Source organism: Stenotrophomonas sp. YJH_SMC_57 (assembly GCF_059369755.1).
On sequence record NZ_JCAFSZ010000008.1, the window covers coordinates 170880 to 187172 of the forward strand.

Annotated in this window: 16 protein-coding genes; 8 read left to right on the plus strand and 8 right to left on the minus strand. The window is 66.2% G+C overall.

What is annotated here, in order from left to right:
* Positions 1-124 precede the first annotated feature (124 nt).
* Positions 125-508: an H-NS histone family protein gene (locus tag AC5P7U_RS12675; RefSeq protein ID WP_004154120.1), complete on the plus strand. Its 384-nt coding sequence runs from the start codon at positions 125-127 to the stop codon at positions 506-508.
* A 111-nt stretch (positions 509-619) separates the two neighbouring features.
* Here the strand turns inward: AC5P7U_RS12675 and AC5P7U_RS12680 are convergent, their stop codons facing one another.
* A complete protein-coding gene (locus tag AC5P7U_RS12680; RefSeq protein ID WP_004154117.1) occupies positions 620-1879 on the minus strand; it encodes a threonine/serine exporter family protein in 1260 nt (419 codons plus the stop codon).
* A gap of 92 nt (positions 1880-1971) precedes the next feature.
* On the opposite strand from AC5P7U_RS12680, the gene AC5P7U_RS12685 reads away from it, so the two are divergent.
* From AC5P7U_RS12685 to AC5P7U_RS12700, 4 genes are read left to right on the plus strand one after another with little or no spacing between them, the layout of a single operon-like run.
* Positions 1972-3093 carry an ABC transporter permease gene (locus tag AC5P7U_RS12685; RefSeq protein WP_004154116.1) on the plus strand — a complete coding sequence of 374 codons (1122 nt, stop codon included), beginning with the start codon at positions 1972-1974 and terminating at the stop codon, positions 3091-3093.
* Position 3094: 1 nt separating this feature from the next.
* Positions 3095-3922, plus strand: a complete 828-nt coding sequence (locus tag AC5P7U_RS12690) for an ABC transporter ATP-binding protein (protein ID WP_004154115.1) — start codon at positions 3095-3097, stop codon at positions 3920-3922.
* A gap of 3 nt (positions 3923-3925) precedes the next feature.
* Positions 3926-4852 carry an MlaD family protein gene (locus AC5P7U_RS12695; RefSeq protein ID WP_004154114.1) on the plus strand — a complete coding sequence of 309 codons (927 nt, stop codon included), beginning with the start codon at positions 3926-3928 and terminating at the stop codon, positions 4850-4852.
* A complete protein-coding gene (locus AC5P7U_RS12700; protein ID WP_197563765.1) occupies positions 4849-5490 on the plus strand; it encodes an ABC-type transport auxiliary lipoprotein family protein in 642 nt (213 codons plus the stop codon). Before AC5P7U_RS12695 ends, AC5P7U_RS12700 begins: the two co-directional genes overlap by 4 nt.
* A 37-nt stretch (positions 5491-5527) precedes the next feature.
* Here the strand turns inward: AC5P7U_RS12700 and AC5P7U_RS12705 are convergent, their stop codons facing one another.
* Positions 5528-6115 carry an alpha-ketoglutarate-dependent dioxygenase AlkB family protein gene (locus AC5P7U_RS12705; protein WP_495221174.1) on the minus strand — a complete coding sequence of 196 codons (588 nt, stop codon included), beginning with the start codon at positions 6113-6115 and terminating at the stop codon, positions 5528-5530.
* Positions 6116-6233: 118 nt separating this feature from the next.
* Between AC5P7U_RS12705 and AC5P7U_RS12710 the strand changes: the two genes are divergently transcribed.
* Positions 6234-8282: a glycoside hydrolase family 99-like domain-containing protein gene (locus AC5P7U_RS12710; RefSeq protein WP_004154110.1), complete on the plus strand. Its 2049-nt coding sequence runs from the start codon at positions 6234-6236 to the stop codon at positions 8280-8282.
* 41 nt (positions 8283-8323) lie between these two features.
* On the opposite strand, the gene AC5P7U_RS12715 is transcribed toward AC5P7U_RS12710, so the two are convergent.
* Positions 8324-8956, minus strand: a complete 633-nt coding sequence (locus tag AC5P7U_RS12715) for a CoA transferase subunit B (protein ID WP_004154109.1) — start codon at positions 8954-8956, stop codon at positions 8324-8326.
* A 1-nt stretch (position 8957) separates the two neighbouring features.
* The gene (locus AC5P7U_RS12720; protein WP_004154108.1) at positions 8958-9692 is read right to left on the minus strand and encodes a CoA transferase subunit A; all 735 of its coding nucleotides are present in this window, start codon (positions 9690-9692) and stop codon (positions 8958-8960) included.
* Between the two features lie 139 nt (positions 9693-9831).
* On the opposite strand from AC5P7U_RS12720, the gene AC5P7U_RS12725 reads away from it, so the two are divergent.
* Positions 9832-11178, plus strand: coding sequence for a phosphohexomutase domain-containing protein (locus tag AC5P7U_RS12725; RefSeq protein ID WP_197563768.1), 1347 nt, complete (start codon positions 9832-9834; stop codon positions 11176-11178).
* Between the two features lie 11 nt (positions 11179-11189).
* On the plus strand, positions 11190-12593 hold the full coding sequence (locus AC5P7U_RS12730) for a mannose-1-phosphate guanylyltransferase/mannose-6-phosphate isomerase (protein WP_004154105.1): 1404 nt from the start codon (positions 11190-11192) through the stop codon (positions 12591-12593).
* 52 nt (positions 12594-12645) lie between these two features.
* Here the strand turns inward: AC5P7U_RS12730 and rfbD are convergent, their stop codons facing one another.
* Genes rfbD through rfbB form a run of 4 tightly spaced genes read right to left on the minus strand, consistent with a single transcriptional unit; the run spans position 12646 to position 16047 of the window.
* Positions 12646-13539 (minus strand): dTDP-4-dehydrorhamnose reductase, encoded by an 894-nt coding sequence (rfbD, locus tag AC5P7U_RS12735; RefSeq protein WP_004154104.1) that lies wholly within the window; start codon positions 13537-13539, stop codon positions 12646-12648.
* Positions 13536-14093, minus strand: coding sequence for a dTDP-4-dehydrorhamnose 3,5-epimerase (gene rfbC, locus AC5P7U_RS12740; RefSeq protein ID WP_004154103.1), 558 nt, complete (start codon positions 14091-14093; stop codon positions 13536-13538). The genes rfbD and rfbC overlap by 4 nt, the downstream gene beginning before the upstream one ends.
* Positions 14090-14977, minus strand: a complete 888-nt coding sequence (gene rfbA / locus AC5P7U_RS12745) for a glucose-1-phosphate thymidylyltransferase RfbA (protein ID WP_197563769.1) — start codon at positions 14975-14977, stop codon at positions 14090-14092. The genes rfbC and rfbA overlap by 4 nt, the downstream gene beginning before the upstream one ends.
* 14 nt (positions 14978-14991) lie before the next feature.
* Positions 14992-16047, minus strand: a complete 1056-nt coding sequence (gene rfbB / locus AC5P7U_RS12750) for a dTDP-glucose 4,6-dehydratase (protein ID WP_133933742.1) — start codon at positions 16045-16047, stop codon at positions 14992-14994.
* Between the last annotated feature and the right edge of the window lie 246 nt (positions 16048-16293).

Sequence of the window (16293 nt, forward strand, 5' to 3'; positions counted from 1 at the left end):
GTCGGCATGCCGCCAAGCCCTGACCGACCTGCATTTGTGCTTGGATTAATTCATCTTTATTCTGTCCCGCGACGCCATGGACTGGCTCGTCCCGTCCACACATTAGTTTCCGGAGTAACCGTAAATGAGCATTGACCTGACCGGCCTGTCGGCACGAGAGCTGGGCGCCCTGATCCGCACCGCGAAGAAGCAGCAGACCATCGTCGCCAAGCGCCGGCCGATCACCAAGGTCCGGGCCCAGCTGAGCAAGCTGGCCAAGACCGAGGGTTACACCATCGAGGAACTGTTCGGCGGCGCCCCCGCTCCGCGCGCCCGCAAGGTCGCCACTGCGACCAAGGCGCCGTCCAAGACGGCAGGCCGCAAGCTGGGCAAGGTCGCCCCGAAGTACCGCAACCCGGCCAACCCGAAGGAAACCTGGACCGGCCGTGGCAAGCAGCCGCGCTGGATGGCCGAGCTGACCGCCAAGGGCAGCAAGAAGCCGGAAGATTTCCTGATCAAGAAGGCCTGAGGCCAGATCGGTATGCAATGAAGAACGCCGGCGAACGCCGGCGTTTTTTCATTTCCCTGGAGGTGTGTGGAGCAACGGTCCACACCCACAGGAAGCAGCGCAGAAGGGCGATTACAGGGTTTTACGCGCGGGCATCAGCAGATTGCCGAACAGCAGGCCGGCGACCAGTGCCATCACCACGTTGAGCACGGTGAGGAACACGCTCTGGCCGGCACCCACGTCCTGTTGCTGGACCAGGGTCAGCACGCCACGCAGGCTGGTGCTGCCGGGCACCATCATGATGATGCCCGGCAGGCGGATGATCGCGCCGGGGCGACCGACCAGGCGGCCGAACAGATTGCCGCCGGCGGTCAACAGCATCGCCGACAGGAAGATGCCCGCCGGTGCCCCCCAGGCATGGCCACCGAACTTGGAAATGGCATAACCGGCCACCGAGGCGGCGATCACCCACGGGTAATCGCGGCGGTTGGCCTTGAACAGCATCGCGAACGCGAACGCGGCGGTCAGCAGCGAGCCCCACTCCACCCACGGCCCCTGGGGCCGCGCCGCACGGATCACCGGGTCCAGCCCGAGCACGTCTGCCAGGGTCACCGCGATCATCGCGCCGACGCTGAGCTTCATGATGGTGGTGAGTGCACCGGCGAAACGCGCGGTGCCCGACACCCAGTGCTGGCTGGCCAGTTCATTGACCGCATTGGTCAGCGACATGCCCGGCAGCAGCACCACCAGCGAGGCGATGATCACCGTGTTGAGGTTGAGCGCGCCGATGAACGACGCGACCAGGGTGGCGACCAGGCCCGCCAGCAGCGCGGCCAATGCTTCGGCCGCCTCGCGGGTGGCCGGGCGGCGGTCGGTGACCATGCCGAGCAGGCCGATCATCAGGCCGATGACACCGGCGGTGGCGATGTCCAGCCACGGCAGCTTCCACATGCCGGCCACACCAGCCGCGCCGAGGCTGAACGACAGGATGGTGCGCAGCTTGCCGCGCCGGCCCGGATCCTTGTCCAGCTGGCGCAGCGCGGTGTGGCCCTGGGCGATGCTCATCCGCCCGTTGGACACTTCCTCGGCGATATGGTCGGCGACGCTGAGCTTGTGCAGGTCGTTCTCGCCGGGCGCCAGCCGGATCACGCGGGTGATGTCACTGGAGCCGATCGCCTGCGCCGGGTCGCTGAAGCTGAGGATGATACCGGTGGGATTCGACCACGGTTCACAATCCAGATCGAGCTGGCGGGCCAGTGCCACGACTGCCGTTTCCAGGCGCTGGGCCGTGGTGCCGTAGCTGTGCAGCCGTCCGGCGATCTCGGAAACGAAGGCCACGCGCTGCGCGTAGGTGGCCTGGGGCGTGGGGATCGTGTGAGCGTCTGCGGACATGCGCCGTAGTATTACCTAGGCCGGGCCTTACCGGAGAAATTCATCCGAGTTCGACGCGATGCCCAAGACAGACCGGTTATGCTGCGACCCGAATGGCCCAAGTGACCCCGAACCTCGCCCCCCAGCTCGAACAGGACGCCCATGACCCGGGCCTGATCCGCCTGTCCGGCACCTGGACCCTGAAGACCGCGCTGGCCGCGGCCGAAGTCCTGCGCGGCGTTCCAGAAAAACTGACCGGCATCGATGCCACCGGCATCGAGCAGATGGATTCGGCCGGCGTGCTGCAGGTGCTGCGCGTGGCGCATCGCGCCGATCTTGGCGAGGATGCCCTGCAGTTCCGTCAGGACCACCAGGCGCTGGTCTGCACCATCGAGGAAGTGGCCGACGACAGGCCCAAGCCCAAGCGCGATTTCGGCGTGCTGGCGGCACTGGAGCGTCTGGGTGTCAGCGTTCATGCCACCGGCCACAACATCAAGGCACTGTGCAGCTTCCTCGGCGAGAACCTGGTCAAGGCGGCGCGCCTGGTCAAGGAACCCCGCCGCTTCCGCCTGACCGCCACCGTGCACCAGATGGAGCAGGTCGGGCTGGATGCGGTACCACTGGTGGCGCTGCTGTCCTATCTGGTCGGCGCGGTGATCGCCTTCCTCGGCTCGACCATCCTTCGTGATTTCGGCGCCGAGATCTACGTCGTCGAGCTGGTCAACATCGCCTTCCTGCGCGAGTTCGCCGTGCTGCTGACCGCCATCGTGCTGGCCGGCCGCACCGCCAGCGCCTTCACCGCGCAGATCGGCGCGATGAAGGCGCGCGAGGAGATCGATGCGATGCGCACCCTCGGCCTGGACCCGGTCGACCTGCTGGTGCTGCCCCGCTTGCTGGCGCTGCTGGTGACCCTGCCGCTGCTGACCTTCATCGCAATGGTTGCCGGCCTCGCCGGCGGCATCACCGTCGGCGCATTCGACCTGGACATCCCGCCACAGATGTACATCGCGCGCATGCACGAGACGATGGAAGTGCGGCACATGCTGGTCGGCCTGTCGAAGGCACCGGTGTTCGCGCTGGTCATCGGCCTGATCGGCTGCCTGGAAGGACTGAAGGTGGAAGGCACCGCGCAGTCGGTCGGCGAACGCACCACCTCCAGCGTGGTGCAGACGATCTCGCTGGTGATCATCATCGACGCCTTCGCGGCGTTGTGGTTCATGCACATGGACTGGTGACATGAGCACATCCGCCCGCCCCGAAATCCTCGACATGCGTGACGACCAGGGCCATGAACTGGCGATCCGCGTGCGCGGCCTGGTCAATCGCTTCGGCAGCCAGACCGTGCATGAGGACCTGGACCTGGACGTGCGCCGCGGCGAGATCCTGGGCGTGGTCGGCGGCTCCGGTACCGGCAAGTCGGTGCTGATGCGCTCGATTCTCGGCCTGCGCACGCCCGACGAAGGGCAGATCGAAGTGCTGGGCCGCGACGCACGTGCCGACGATCCCGAAAGCCGCCTGCACATCGAGCGCAACACCGGCGTGCTGTTCCAGGACGGCGCCCTGTTCTCCTCGCTGACCGTGGGCGAGAACGTGCAGGTACCGCTGAAGGAGCACCATCGTGAGCTGCCCGAGCGCTGGCACTACGAACTGGCACTGCTGAAGGTGAAGCTGGCCGGCCTGCCCGCCGACGCGATCAACAAGCTGCCGTCGCAGCTGTCCGGCGGCATGCGCAAGCGCGCCGGCCTGGCGCGCGCCCTGGCGCTGGATCCGCCGCTGCTGTTCCTGGACGAACCCACCGCCGGCCTCGACCCGATCGGCGCGGCCGCGTTCGACCGCCTGATCAAGACCCTGCAGGAAGCGCTGGGACTGACCGTGTTCCTGATCACCCACGACCTGGACACGCTGTACGCCATCTGCGACCGCGTTGCCGTGCTGGCCGACCGCAAGGTGGTGGCCAATGCACCGTTGCCGGAAATCGAGAAACTGGATCATCCGTGGATCCAGGAATACTTCCACGGACCGCGTGCGCGTGCCGCGCGCGGCGAACAGATCGAGAGTGCCTGAGCCATGGAAACCAAAGCCAACTACGTGCTGATCGGCGCGTTCACCCTGATCACCGGCCTGGCCCTGCTGGCCTTCGGCCTGTGGGCCGCCAAGTACTCCTCCGACCGTACCTGGCAGGAATACCGCGTGGTGTTCCGCGAAGCGGTGACCGGCCTGTCGGTGGGCAGCCCTGTGCAGTACAACGGCATCGCGGTCGGTTCGATCACCGAACTGAACCTGGTGCCGGACGATCCGCGCCAGGTGGTCGCACGCATCCGCCTGAACTCGACCACGCCGGTCAAGACCGATACCCGCGCCAAGCTGGCGATCACCAGCCTCACCGGCCCGTCGATCATCCAGCTCAGCGGCGGTACGCCGCAGTCGCCGGCGCTGACCACGGTCAACAAGGACCCGGCACCGATCATCCCGACCACGCCCTCGGCGCTGCAGAACATCACCGACGTGGCCAACCGCATCGTCGAGCGCATGGACCAGATCCTCAGCGACCGCAACGTCGCTTCGATCAATGCAACGCTGGCCAATCTTGAAACGATCAGTGGTGGCCTGGCCGATCGCGACCAGGGCACCCAGGCACTGCTGCTCAGCGCGCGCGATGCCGCACGCAGCCTGGACACCACGCTGAAGACCACCAACGGCACCATCGAGCGCCTGGACAAGAACCTGGTGCAGCAGCTGCCGGGCATCATCGACAAGCTCGACGCCACGCTGGGCAAGCTCGATTCGGCCGCCGGCAATGCCGATTCGATCCTGGGCGAGAACCGTGCAGCGATCAACAGCTTCGCCAACGACGGCCTCGGCCAGCTTGGCCCGACGCTGACCGAGCTGCGTGGCCTGATCCGCGACCTGCGCCGGGTCAGCGACCGCCTCGAGAACAACCCCGCGCGCTACCTGCTGGGCCGCGACGCACCGAAGGAGTTCGAACCCAAATGAGCACGACCACCCTTCCGCGCCTGCTGCTGGCGGCCTCGATGGTCACCCTGCTGGGCGGCTGCTCCATCCTTGGCAGCAGCGAGAAAACCGCAGTGACCCTGTACTCGCCTGCCGTGCAGGTGAAGGCCGATCCCGCGTGGCCACAGGCCAGCTGGCAGCTGGTACTGGCCAAGCCCAGCGCCGCGCGCATGGTCGACAGCCCGCGCATCAACGTGCGCCCGACGCCGTCGCAGATGGAGATCTACAAGGGCGCCAGCTGGGCACAGCCGGCCACCGACATGATCGAGGACACCCTGCTGCGCGGTTTCGAGGACTCCGGCCGGATCCGCGGCGTGGCGCGCAGCAGCGCGGGCATCCGTGCCGACTACAAGCTGTCCACCGACGTGCGCCGCTTCGAATCGGATTACCAGGGCCAGGCCACGCCGACCGTGGTCATCGAGGTCAACGCCAAGCTGATCCACGTCGCCGACCAGCGCGTGGTCGCCGACCGCACCTTCCGCCAGGCGCAGCCGGTCGGCAGCACCGACGTCCCGGCGGTCACTGCCGCGTTCGAACGCGGCCTGCAGCAGCTGGCGCAGGACGTGGTCGGCTGGACGCTGGTGAGCGGGCAGGCCGACCAGCCGGGCATCACGCGCTGACCCCAGGTAGCGCCGGGCGATGCCCGGCGGCCGCCCATCAGCGCGGCGCAATCCAGCGGAACGTCAGGTTGATGCGCTCTCCCTGCACCCGTGCCATCTTCGGTAGTGCGTGCTGGTAGAACCGCTGGGTCTGTCCGGCCATCAACAACAGATCGCCATGGCCAAGCAGGAACTCTGCCTTGCGCGTCGTGTCGTCTCGCCGCCGCAGCAGGAAACGCCGGGCCGTCCCCAGGCTCAGCGACGCGATCACCGGCGCCGGGCCCAGTTCGGGCTCGTCATCGCTGTGCCAGCCCATATGGTCAGTGCCGCCGCGATAGCGGTTCAGCAACACGCTGTTGAAGCAACCGATGCCCGCGGCCTGCAGGCGCTCACGCAGGGCCTGCAACACAGGTGGCCAGGGGTGTGGCACGAACTCGGCACCGGAGTAACGGTAGCGGGCCTGCGGGTCGCCGATCCAGCAGCTCAGCCGCGGCGAATCCACCCAGTTGCCGAACATGCGGATGCGATGGACTTCCCATGCCACTTCGGCCTGCAGCGCGGCCATCAGCCGGTCGGCGTCAGCCGAAGCCAGCCAGCCCGGCAGGTGCTGGACATCGGCATCGGGCAGGTCGTGGGGGAACAACATGGCTACACGCTAGCATGCTGGCGTTTGCCGTCACGGCCGCCAGCACCGAAAATGAACCCATGACCGTCGCCCTTATGCTGATTCACTCCGCTTGCCCTCCTCCGCGGGGCCTCGCCCGATGAGCGTGCGCCAGTCGCTGTTCCCGTTGCTGCGCGCCGTGTTCCGGGCCATGCCACTGTCCCAGGCGCAGCGTGACCGGATACGTACCCGCCTGCTGGCGCGGCATGGCGACTGGGTTCCGCCGCCACCGAAGGGTCAACAGGATTCCGCTGGCCCGCGTGCAAGCGCGCAGCTGCGCTGGCGCGCCGACGAGCCCGCGATTGGCCATCGCACATGGCAGCAGCAGGCGTTACCCACCTCGATGCCGGCAACCCTGGTCGCGTTCTACCTGCCGCAGTTCCACACGTTCCCGGAGAACGATGCCTGGTGGGGCAAGGGCTTTACCGAGTGGCGCAATGTGACCCGCGCCCTGCCGCAGTTCGAGGGGCACATCCAGCCGCGTCTGCCTGCCGACCTCGGGTTCTACGACCTGCGCAACCCGCAGGTGATGCGTGATCAGGCGCGCCTCGCCGCTGAGTACGGTATCGGCGCGTTCTGCTTCTACTACTACTGGTTCAGCGGCCGCACCCTGATGGAGGACCCGCTGCGTCAGTGGCTGGCCGACGACCGCATCGATCTGCCGTTCTGCCTGTGCTGGGCCAACGAAAACTGGGCACGGCGCTGGGATGGCCGCGATGAGGACATCCTGATCGGCCAGCAGCACAGCGCAGAGGACGATCTGGCCTTCATCGCCCATGTCGCGCCTTACCTGCGCGACCGGCGCGCGTTGAAGGTGGAGGGGCGGCCGATGCTGCTCGTCTATCGCCCGCACCTGCTGCCCGACGCCCATGCGACAGCCGAGCGCTGGCGTAGCTGGTGCCGCGACAACGGTGTCGGTGAGATCCACCTGGCCTACGTTCAGGGCTTTGAACGGCCGGATCCCCGCGACATCGGCTTCGATGCCGCCGTGGAATTCCCGCCGAACATGAGCAACCCGCGTTCCCTGTCGGCACAGCAGTGGCTGCTCAATCCGGCGTTCAACGGCGATGTCCGCGACTGGCGCGAACTGGCCGCAGAGATCGCAGCCCGGCCGCTACCGGACTATCCGCTCTATCCCGGCGTGAATCCGGGCTGGGACAACGAGGCACGGCGCTCCGGCCGCGGCCGCGTGTATCTGCACGCCTCACCGCGTGGCTATCGCGATTGGCTGCGCACCACGATCCATGAACGCCTGTCCGCAGTGCCGCAGACGCAGCGAATGGTCTTCATCAATGCCTGGAACGAGTGGGCCGAAGGCGCCGTACTGGAACCGGATGCACGCCTCGGGCATGCCTGGCTGCACGCTACGCGCAATGCGTTGATATCGGCCCCGGCACTGCGTCAGCAACCGGCAGTGCACGTCCACGCCTGGTATCTGGAGACCCTGCCGGAGGTACTGTCCGCGCTGCGCGAGGCAGCCCTGGACTGGACCATCGTGGTGACCACCCCGGAGCACCAGCTGGACCAGGTCCGGCGCGCCCTGCTGGATCACGGGTTGCAGGGCGACGTCATTGCCGTGGACAACCATGGCCGCGACATTCTTCCCTTCCTGCAGGTCGCCGAGCGGCTGATGCAGGCGGATCATGATGTTGTGCTGAAGCTGCACACCAAGCGCTCGACCCATCGCAACAATGGGGACCAGTGGCGGCAGGAACTGCTGCAGCGCCTGATACAGGATGGACGTGCCGCGCGCATCCACGCCGTGTTCCAGGCCGACCCCGGCCTGGGCATGGTGGTGGCGGAAGGACATCTGCTGCCCGTTGCCGATTTCGTAGGTGGTAACGGTCCTGCGCTGACAAGACTGCAGGCGCGGCTCGGGCTGAGCAAAGCCATAGACGCCAGCCAATTTGGTGCGGGCAGCATGGGCTGGTGGCGGCTGCAGGCACTTCGCCCGCTGCTGGACGCGCACCTGTATCGCAGCGACTTCGATTCCGAACAGGGCCAGGTCGACGGGACGCTGGCGCATGCTATTGAACGCGCGTTCGGCGCCTGCTGCGAACACGCCGGACTGCGCATCGCAACGGCGGCAGCGTGCCTTGGTGAGGCCGACAACAACGACGGCGAATATGCCTACGCGCGGCGCAGTTGAGGGCAAACGAAGGGGGCGCAAGCGCCCCCTGTTCACATCAATCAGGCGCGCTGGAACGGTACGCCGGTCTTTTCCGCCAACTCGCCATCGCTGACGCCCGGTGCCGCTTCCACCAGCAGCAGGCCGTTGTCGGTCACGTCGAACACGGCCAGGTCGGTGATGATGCGATCGACCACACCGACGCCGGTCAACGGCAGCGTGCATTCGGACAGGATCTTGTGCTCGCCGTTCTTGGCGGTGTGCTCCATCAGCACCACCACGCGCTGCACGCCGGCCACCAGGTCCATCGCACCGCCCATGCCCTTGACCATCTTGCCGGGCACCATCCAGTTGGCCAGGTCGCCCTTGGCCGTCACCTGCATGGCGCCGAGGATGGCCAGGTTGACGTGACCACCGCGGATCATCGCGAAGCTGTCGTGGCTGCCGAAGTAGCTGGCACCGGCACGCGCGGTGACGGTCTGCTTGCCGGCATTGATCAGATCGGCGTCGACTTCAGCGTCGGTGGGGAACGGGCCAATGCCGAGCAGGCCGTTTTCCGACTGCAGCCACACATCCACGCCTTCGGGAATGTGGTTGGCCACCAGCGTCGGCAGGCCGATGCCCAGGTTCACGTAGGCGCCATCGGTCAATTCCTGGGCAGCGCGGGCCGCCATCTCATCACGGGTCCACGCCATGTCAGTTGCCCTCCGCGCGGATGGTGCGCTGTTCGATGCGTTTTTCAGGGTGTGCGTTGTGCACGATGCGGTGCACGTAGATGCCCGGCAGGTGCACCTGGTCCGGATCAATGGCACCGACCGGCACCACTTCTTCCACTTCCACGATGCAGACCTTGCCGGCCATCGCACAGGCCGGGTTGAAGTTGCGTGCGGTCTTGCGGAACACCAGGTTGCCGGCCTCATCGGCCTTCCAGGCCTTGACCAGCGCCACGTCGGCGCGCAGCGCGGTCTCCATCACGTAGTGCTTGCCGTCGAACTCGCGGGTTTCCTTGCCTTCGGCCACCACCGTGCCAAAACCGGTGGCGGTGAAGAACGCCGGAATACCCGCGCCACCGGCACGCAGGCGCTCGGCCAGGGTGCCCTGCGGGTTGAACTCCAGCTCCAGCTCACCGGCCAGGAACTGCCGCTCGAACTCCTTGTTCTCGCCCACGTAGGACGAAATCATCTTCTTGATCTGGCGGGTTTCCAGCAGCTGGCCCAGGCCGAAGCCATCGACACCGGCATTGTTGGAAATCACGGTCAGGCCCTTGGCACCGCTGTCGCGCAGGGCGGCGATCAGCGCCTCGGGAATGCCACACAGGCCGAAGCCGCCCACGGCCAGGGTCTGGCCATCGGCGACCACCCCCTGCAGGGCCTCCGCCGCACTGGCGAAGCGCTTGCTGCGCTTTCCGCCGGTCGTTGCCGGGTTGCTCATCTACGCCCTCACCTCGTTGATGTAATCCGCCCATTCTAGGCCAGCACTGCAACCGGTCACGTGGCGTTGCGGCATGGAAACGATTCCCATACAGGTCTGGGACTACAATCGCAGGCTGAGCTCCCCAAGGATCCGATCGATGCCCCTGCCCGCCTTCAAGGCCTATGACATCCGCGGCCGCGTGCCGGAAGAACTGAACGAAGCGCTGGCTCGCCGCATCGGCGTGGCGCTGGCGGCGCAGCTTGCGCCAGGCCCGGTGGTACTGGGCCACGACGTGCGCCTGACCAGTCCCGCGCTGCAGGACGCGCTGGCTGCAGGCCTGCGGGGTACCGGGCGCGAAGTGATCGATATCGGCCTGTGCGGCACCGAGGAAGTCTATTTCCAGACCGACCACCTGGGTGCGGCCGGCGGCGTGATGGTCACCGCCAGCCACAATCCGATGGACTACAACGGGATGAAACTGGTCAAGGAAAACGCGCGTCCGATCAGCTCCGATACCGGCCTGTTCGCGATTTCCGATGCGGTTGCCGCCGATACCTCCGAGGCGCAGGCGCCGCGCGCCGGGCAGAGCGCCCAGCACGACAAGCGTGCGTACATCCAGCACCTGCTGAGCTACGTCGATGCCAGCAAGCTGCGCCCGCTGAAGCTGGTGGTCAACGCCGGCAACGGCGGCGCCGGTGCCATCGTCGATCTGCTGGCACCGCACCTGCCGTTCGAATTCATCCGCATCTGCCACGAGCCGGACGGCAGCTTCCCCAATGGCATTCCCAACCCGCTGCTGCCGGAAAACCGCGCCGCCACCGCCGATGCGGTGCGCGAACACGGTGCTGATTTCGGCATTGCCTGGGACGGGGACTTCGATCGCTGCTTCTTCTTCGACCACACCGGCCGCTTCATCGAGGGCTACTACCTGGTCGGCCTGCTGGCCAAGGCAATCCTGGCGCGCAACCCGGGCGGCAAGATCGTGCATGACCCACGCCTGGTCTGGAACACCGTGGACATGGTCGAGCAGGCCGGCGGCGTGCCCGTACAGTGCAAGAGCGGCCACGCCTTCATCAAGGAGAAGATGCGCGCCGAAGACGCGGTGTACGGCGGCGAGATGAGTGCCCACCACTATTTCCGCGAGTTTGCCTATGCCGACTCCGGAATGATCCCGTGGCTGCTGATCGCCCAGCTGGTCTCCGAAAGTGGCCGCTCGCTGGCCGACTGGGTCGAAGACCGCATGGCTGCCTACCCGTGCAGTGGCGAAATCAATTTCAAGGTCGCCGATGCCAAGGCCGCCGTCGCTCGCGTGATGGAGCACTTCGCGGCGCAGTCGCCCGTGCTGGACCACACCGATGGCATCAGCGCAGATTTCGGTGACTGGCGCTTCAACCTGCGCAGCTCCAACACCGAGCCATTGCTGCGCCTGAACGTTGAAGCCCGAGGCGATGCTGCGCTGATGCAGGCGCGCACCGACGACATTTCCCGCCTCATCCAGCAGTAACCGAGGAACACATGAGCAGCATCCAGCCCGTCATCCTGTCCGGTGGATCCGGTACCCGCCTGTGGCCGCTTTCGCGCGAGGCGTACCCGAAGCAGTTCCTGCCTTTGGCGGGCGAGCTGACGATGCTGCAGGCCACCTGGAAGCGCGTGGCGCCGATCGCCGCGCGTGGGCCACTGGTCATCGCCAACGAAGAACACCGTTTCGTCGCCGCCGAGCAACTGCAGCAGGTCGGCGCCGAGCCGGCCGCGATCATCCTTGAACCGGTCGGCCGCAACACGGCCCCGGCCATCGCCGTTGCCGCGCTGGAAGCCACCCGTGACGGTGGCGACGCACTGCTGCTGGTGCTGCCGTCCGACCATGTGATCACCAACGAGGCCGCCTTCCGCAGCGCGGTGCAGGCCGCAGCCGGTGCCGCCGAGGCGGGCAAGCTGGTGACCTTCGGCATCGTGCCGACCGGACCGGAAACCGGCTACGGCTATATCAAGGCCGCCGAAGGCCGGGGCCTGCGCGCGGTCGAGCGCTTCGTCGAAAAGCCTGACCTGCAGACCGCCTCCGGTTACGTCAGCAGCGGCCAGTACTACTGGAACAGTGGCATGTTCCTGTTCAAGGCCTCGCGCTACCTGCAGGAGCTTGAGCGCTTCCATCCCGCCATGCTGGCCGGCAGCCGCCAGGCCTGGCAGCAGGCGCGCCGCGATGCCGACTTCACCCGCCTGGACAAGGACGCCTTCACTGCGGTTGCGTCCGATTCGATCGACTATGCAGTGATGGAGAAGACCGCCGATGCGGTGGTGATTCCACTGGATGCCGGCTGGAACGATGTCGGCTCATGGACCGCGCTGCGCGATGTCTCGCAGCAGGACGGCGATGGCAACGCCCACCAGGGCGACGTTATCGCCATCGACTGCCGCAACACCTACGCCTACGCCCAGCGGTTGGTGGCCCTGGTCGGTCTGGACGATGTGATCGTGGTCGAGACCGATGACGCGGTGCTGGTCGGCAAGGCCGACCGCATGCAGGAGGTCAAGACCGTAGTGGCACAGCTGAAGGCCGAGGGTCGCAGCGAAGCCACCTGGCATCGCAAGGTCTATCGCCCGTGGGGCGCCTACGACTCGATCGACAACGGCGAGCGGTTCCAGGTGAAGCGGATCACGGTCAAGCCCGGCGGCACGCTCAGCCTGCAGATGCACCACCATCGTGCCGAACACTGGATCGTGGTCAGCGGCACCGCCGAAGTAACTCGGGGCAATGAGGTCATCCTGCTCAGCGAGAACCAGAGCACCTACATTCCGCTGGGCGTGACCCACCGCCTGCGCAACCCCGGCAAGCTGCCGCTGGAACTGATCGAAGTGCAATCCGGCAGCTACCTCGGCGAAGACGACATCGTGCGTTTCGAGGATACCTACGGGCGCAGTTGACCCGGCGCCCGCTGGTGGCTGCCGACCGTTGGTCGGCACGTCGCCTACCGGGTCAGGCAATCTCCGCCATCACCCGCTTCAGGCCGTCCTGCCATGCAGGCAACGCGATGCCGAAGTCCTGCTGCAGCTTGCGGTTGTCCAGCACCGACCAGGCCGGGCGCTTGGCCGGGGTCGGGTACTCGGAACTGGCAATCGCCTCGACCGTCGGCACCTTGGCCAACACGCCAGCCGCCAACGCTTCGGCGAAGATCGCCTCGGCGAACCCGTGCCAGCTGGTCTGGCCGCTGGCGGTCAGGTGCCAGGTCCCGGACAGCTGCCCCGGATGCTGCAGCGCCTGCACGGTGACATCAGCGATCAGCGCGGCAGGCGTCGGCGTACCGATCTGGTCGGCCACCACCCGCAACGCGTCGCGCTCGGCGCCCACCCGCAGCATGGTGCGCAGGAAATTCGCGCCATGCGAGGCATACACCCACGCCGTGCGGAAGATCAGATGACGGCCGCCGGCCGCGCGCACCGCATCCTCGCCATCGCGCTTGCTGGTGCCGTACACGCCCAAGGGCGCGGTCGGCTCGTCCTCGCGGTAGGCCGCGCTGCCCTGGCCATCGAACACATAGTCGGTGGAGTAATGCACGAACGGCACATCATGTGCCGCGCACCAGCGCGCGATCACGCCCGGCGCCTGCGCATTGGCAGCGAAGGCAGCTTCGACCTCCTGCTCGGCACGATCAACGGCGGTATAGGCGGCGGCATTGACCACCACTGTCGGCTGCAGGCGGTCCAGCAGTGCCGTCAGGCTGTCAGGCTGCGCAAAATCCGCCACTTCGCAGGGGCTGCCGTCGGGCAACTGGCCGCTGCGGGTGGTCGCCACCACCGCACCCAGCGGCGCCAGCGCGCGCAGCAGTTCCTGGCCAACCTGGCCGTTACCACCGAACACCATCACCGTCATGCGATGTATACCGGCAGTCGGTCTTCGGCGATGTCCTTCAGGAACGGCGCGTTCTCGTCCTTGGCCGAAAGCGTTGGTGCGCTCACCGGCCAGTCCACCGCGATGTCAGCGTCGTTCCAGCGGACACCAGCATCGAAATCCTTCAGATAAATCTCGGTGCACAGGTAACTGAACACCGCACGCTCGGACAACACGGCAAAGCCATGGGCAAAGCCCTCCGGGATCCAGAACTGCTTCTTGTTCTCCGCGCTCAACACCACCGCTTCCCACTGCCCGAAGGTTGGCGAGCCGCGACGGATGTCCACGGCCACGTCGTAGACCTCACCTTCCAGGACGCTGACCAGCTTGCCCTGCGGGCGCGGCCACTGGTAATGCAGGCCACGCAAAACCCCCTGCGCCGAGGTCGACACGTTGCTCTGCACGAAGCGGTCCGGCAGGCCCAGAGCAGCAAAGCGCTCGGCATTCCAGGTTTCGAAGAAATAGCCGCGTGCATCGCCGAACACGGCCGGTTCGATCACCACGCAGCCCGGCAACTTGGTTTCAATCACTTTCACGGAACGACTCCACGCAATGCGAGTTTGTGCAGGTACTGGCCGTAGCTGTTCTTGATCAACGGCGCGGCCAATGCTTCCAGCTGTTCTGCGCTGATCCAACCCTTGCCGAAAGCAATTTCTTCAGGGCAACACACCTGCAGGCCCTGGCGGGTCTGGATGGTCTCGATGAAGTTGGATGCCTCCAGCAGCGACTGGTGGGTGCCGGTATCGAGCCAGGCGTACCCTCGACCGAGCGCTTCCAGGTGCAGACTTCCCTCGTGCAGGTAGCGCTGGTTAAGGTCGGTGATCTCCAGCTCGCCGCGCGGCGACGGCTTGAGCTCGGCGGCGTAGTCGCTGGCATTGCCGTCATAGAAGTACAGGCCGGTGACCGCATAGTTCGACCGCGGATTCTCCGGCTTCTCGACCAGATCGATGACCTTGCCGTTCTTATCGAACTCGGCCACGCCATAGCGTTCCGGGTCGTTGACCCAATAGCCGAACACGGTGGCCCCATGGCTACGCTGATCGGCACTATCCAGCACTTCGCGCAGACCGTGGCCGTGGAAGATGTTGTCGCCCAGCACCAGGCAGCTCGGCTTGCCGGCCACGAAGTCGCGGCCGATCAGATAGGCCTGGGCCAGTCCATCGGGGCTCGGCTGTACCGCGTACTGGATGTCCATGCCCCACTGTGAGCCGTCGCCCAGCAGCTGCTGGAACAGCGCCTGCTCGTGCGGGGTGTTGATGATCAACACCTCGCGGATGCCCGCCAGCATCAATACGCTCAGCGGGTAGTAGATCATCGGCTTGTCGTACACCGGCAGCAGCTGCTTGCTGACGCCCTTGGTGATCGGATACAGCCGGGTGCCGGAGCCGCCGGCCAGGATGATGCCTTTACGCTGCGTCATTTTCTCTTCCGGATTCAGGCCGCAGTGCCGATGCGCTGCAGGCGGTAGCTGCCGTCGAGCACGCCGTTGACCCATTCCTGGTTGTCAAGGTACCAGTCGACGGTGAAGGCAATGCCCTGCTCGAAGGTATAGGCCGGCTCCCAGCCCAGGTCGTTCTTCAGCTTGGACGCGTCGATCGCGTAGCGGCGGTCGTGGCCCGGGCGATCGGCCACGTAGGTGATCTGGCTGCTGCGCGGCTGGCCGTCCTCGCGCGGGCGGCGCTGGTCCAGCAATGCACAGATGGCCTGCACCACCTCGATGTTCTGCTTCTCCGAGTTCCCGCCCACATTGTAGGTTTCGCCGACCTGGCCCTTGGCCAGCACGGTGCGGATCGCTTCGCAGTGGTCGGACACGAACAACCAGTCGCGTACCTGCTTGCCATCGCCGTACACCGGCAGCGGCTCGCCGGCCAGCGCCTTGGCGATCACCAGCGGGATGAGCTTCTCCGGGAAGTGGTACGGGCCATAGTTGTTCGAGCAGTTGGTGGTCAGCACCGGCAGCCCGTAGGTATGGTGGAACGCACGCACCAGGTGGTCCGAGGCCGCCTTGGACGCCGAGTACGGAGAGTTCGGGGCATATGGCGTGGTTTCGCTGAACTTGCCGGTTTCACCCAGCGTGCCATACACCTCGTCGGTGGACACGTGCAGGAAGCGGAACGCCGAGGCCTGTTCTGCCGGCAGCGCCTTCCAGTAGTCACGGACCGCTTCCAGCAGGCCAAGCGTGCCCACCACGTTGGTCTGGATGAAGGCGCCCGGGCCGTCGATGGAACGGTCGACATGGCTTTCGGCGGCGAAGTTCAGCACCGCGTCCGGCGTGTGATCGGCCAGCAGCCGGGTCACCAGCGCGGTGTCACCGATATCGCCCTGCACGAACACATGGTTGGGATTGCCGTCCAGGCTGGCCAAGGTCTTCAGGTTGCCCGCGTAGGTCAATACGTCGAGATTGATGACCTTGATGCCGCGAGCAACCGCCTCGAGAACGAAATTTCCGCCAATGAACCCGGCGCCGCCGGTGACAAGCCATGTGGGCACTACCCATTCTCCTGTTCGATATTCCATTACCGGAGCGCACACTGCGCCCGATAGAGCGACACAGGATACATCGCAGGCCTGCTCCAGACTGCCCGGATGACGTGAACGTGACAGGTTCAGGAACGCCTCCTGTCGGCCAGCATGCTGCGCCGCAGCACACCATACGCATTCGCATGGTCGCGCCGGGCCAGCTAGAATCGGGATCCCACCCCCGAACCGGTTGCTGTTGCAGGACCGGATGTTCCC

Bases quoted from the DNA above. Each gene is read 5' to 3' on its own strand.
- AC5P7U_RS12675 (WP_004154120.1), top strand. From the start codon at position 125: ATGAGCATTGACCTGACCGGCCTGTCGGCACGAGAGCTGGGCGCCCTG.
- AC5P7U_RS12690 (WP_004154115.1), top strand. From the start codon at position 3,095: ATGAGCACATCCGCCCGCCCCGAAATCCTCGACATGCGTGACGACCAG.
- AC5P7U_RS12720 (WP_004154108.1), bottom strand. From the start codon at position 9,692: ATGAGCAACCCGGCAACGACCGGCGGAAAGCGCAGCAAGCGCTTCGCC.
- AC5P7U_RS12710 (WP_004154110.1), top strand. From the start codon at position 6,234: ATGAGCGTGCGCCAGTCGCTGTTCCCGTTGCTGCGCGCCGTGTTCCGG.
- AC5P7U_RS12705 (WP_495221174.1), bottom strand. From the start codon at position 6,115: ATGTTGTTCCCCCACGACCTGCCCGATGCCGATGTCCAGCACCTGCCG.
- AC5P7U_RS12685 (WP_004154116.1), top strand. From the start codon at position 1,972: ATGGCCCAAGTGACCCCGAACCTCGCCCCCCAGCTCGAACAGGACGCC.
- AC5P7U_RS12725 (WP_197563768.1), top strand. From the start codon at position 9,832: ATGCCCCTGCCCGCCTTCAAGGCCTATGACATCCGCGGCCGCGTGCCG.
- AC5P7U_RS12695 (WP_004154114.1), top strand. From the start codon at position 3,926: ATGGAAACCAAAGCCAACTACGTGCTGATCGGCGCGTTCACCCTGATC.
- AC5P7U_RS12680 (WP_004154117.1), bottom strand. From the start codon at position 1,879: ATGTCCGCAGACGCTCACACGATCCCCACGCCCCAGGCCACCTACGCG.
- AC5P7U_RS12715 (WP_004154109.1), bottom strand. From the start codon at position 8,956: ATGGCGTGGACCCGTGATGAGATGGCGGCCCGCGCTGCCCAGGAATTG.
- AC5P7U_RS12730 (WP_004154105.1), top strand. From the start codon at position 11,190: ATGAGCAGCATCCAGCCCGTCATCCTGTCCGGTGGATCCGGTACCCGC.
- AC5P7U_RS12700 (WP_197563765.1), top strand. From the start codon at position 4,849: ATGAGCACGACCACCCTTCCGCGCCTGCTGCTGGCGGCCTCGATGGTC.
- rfbD (WP_004154104.1), bottom strand. From the start codon at position 13,539: ATGACGGTGATGGTGTTCGGTGGTAACGGCCAGGTTGGCCAGGAACTG.
- rfbA (WP_197563769.1), bottom strand. From the start codon at position 14,977: ATGACGCAGCGTAAAGGCATCATCCTGGCCGGCGGCTCCGGCACCCGG.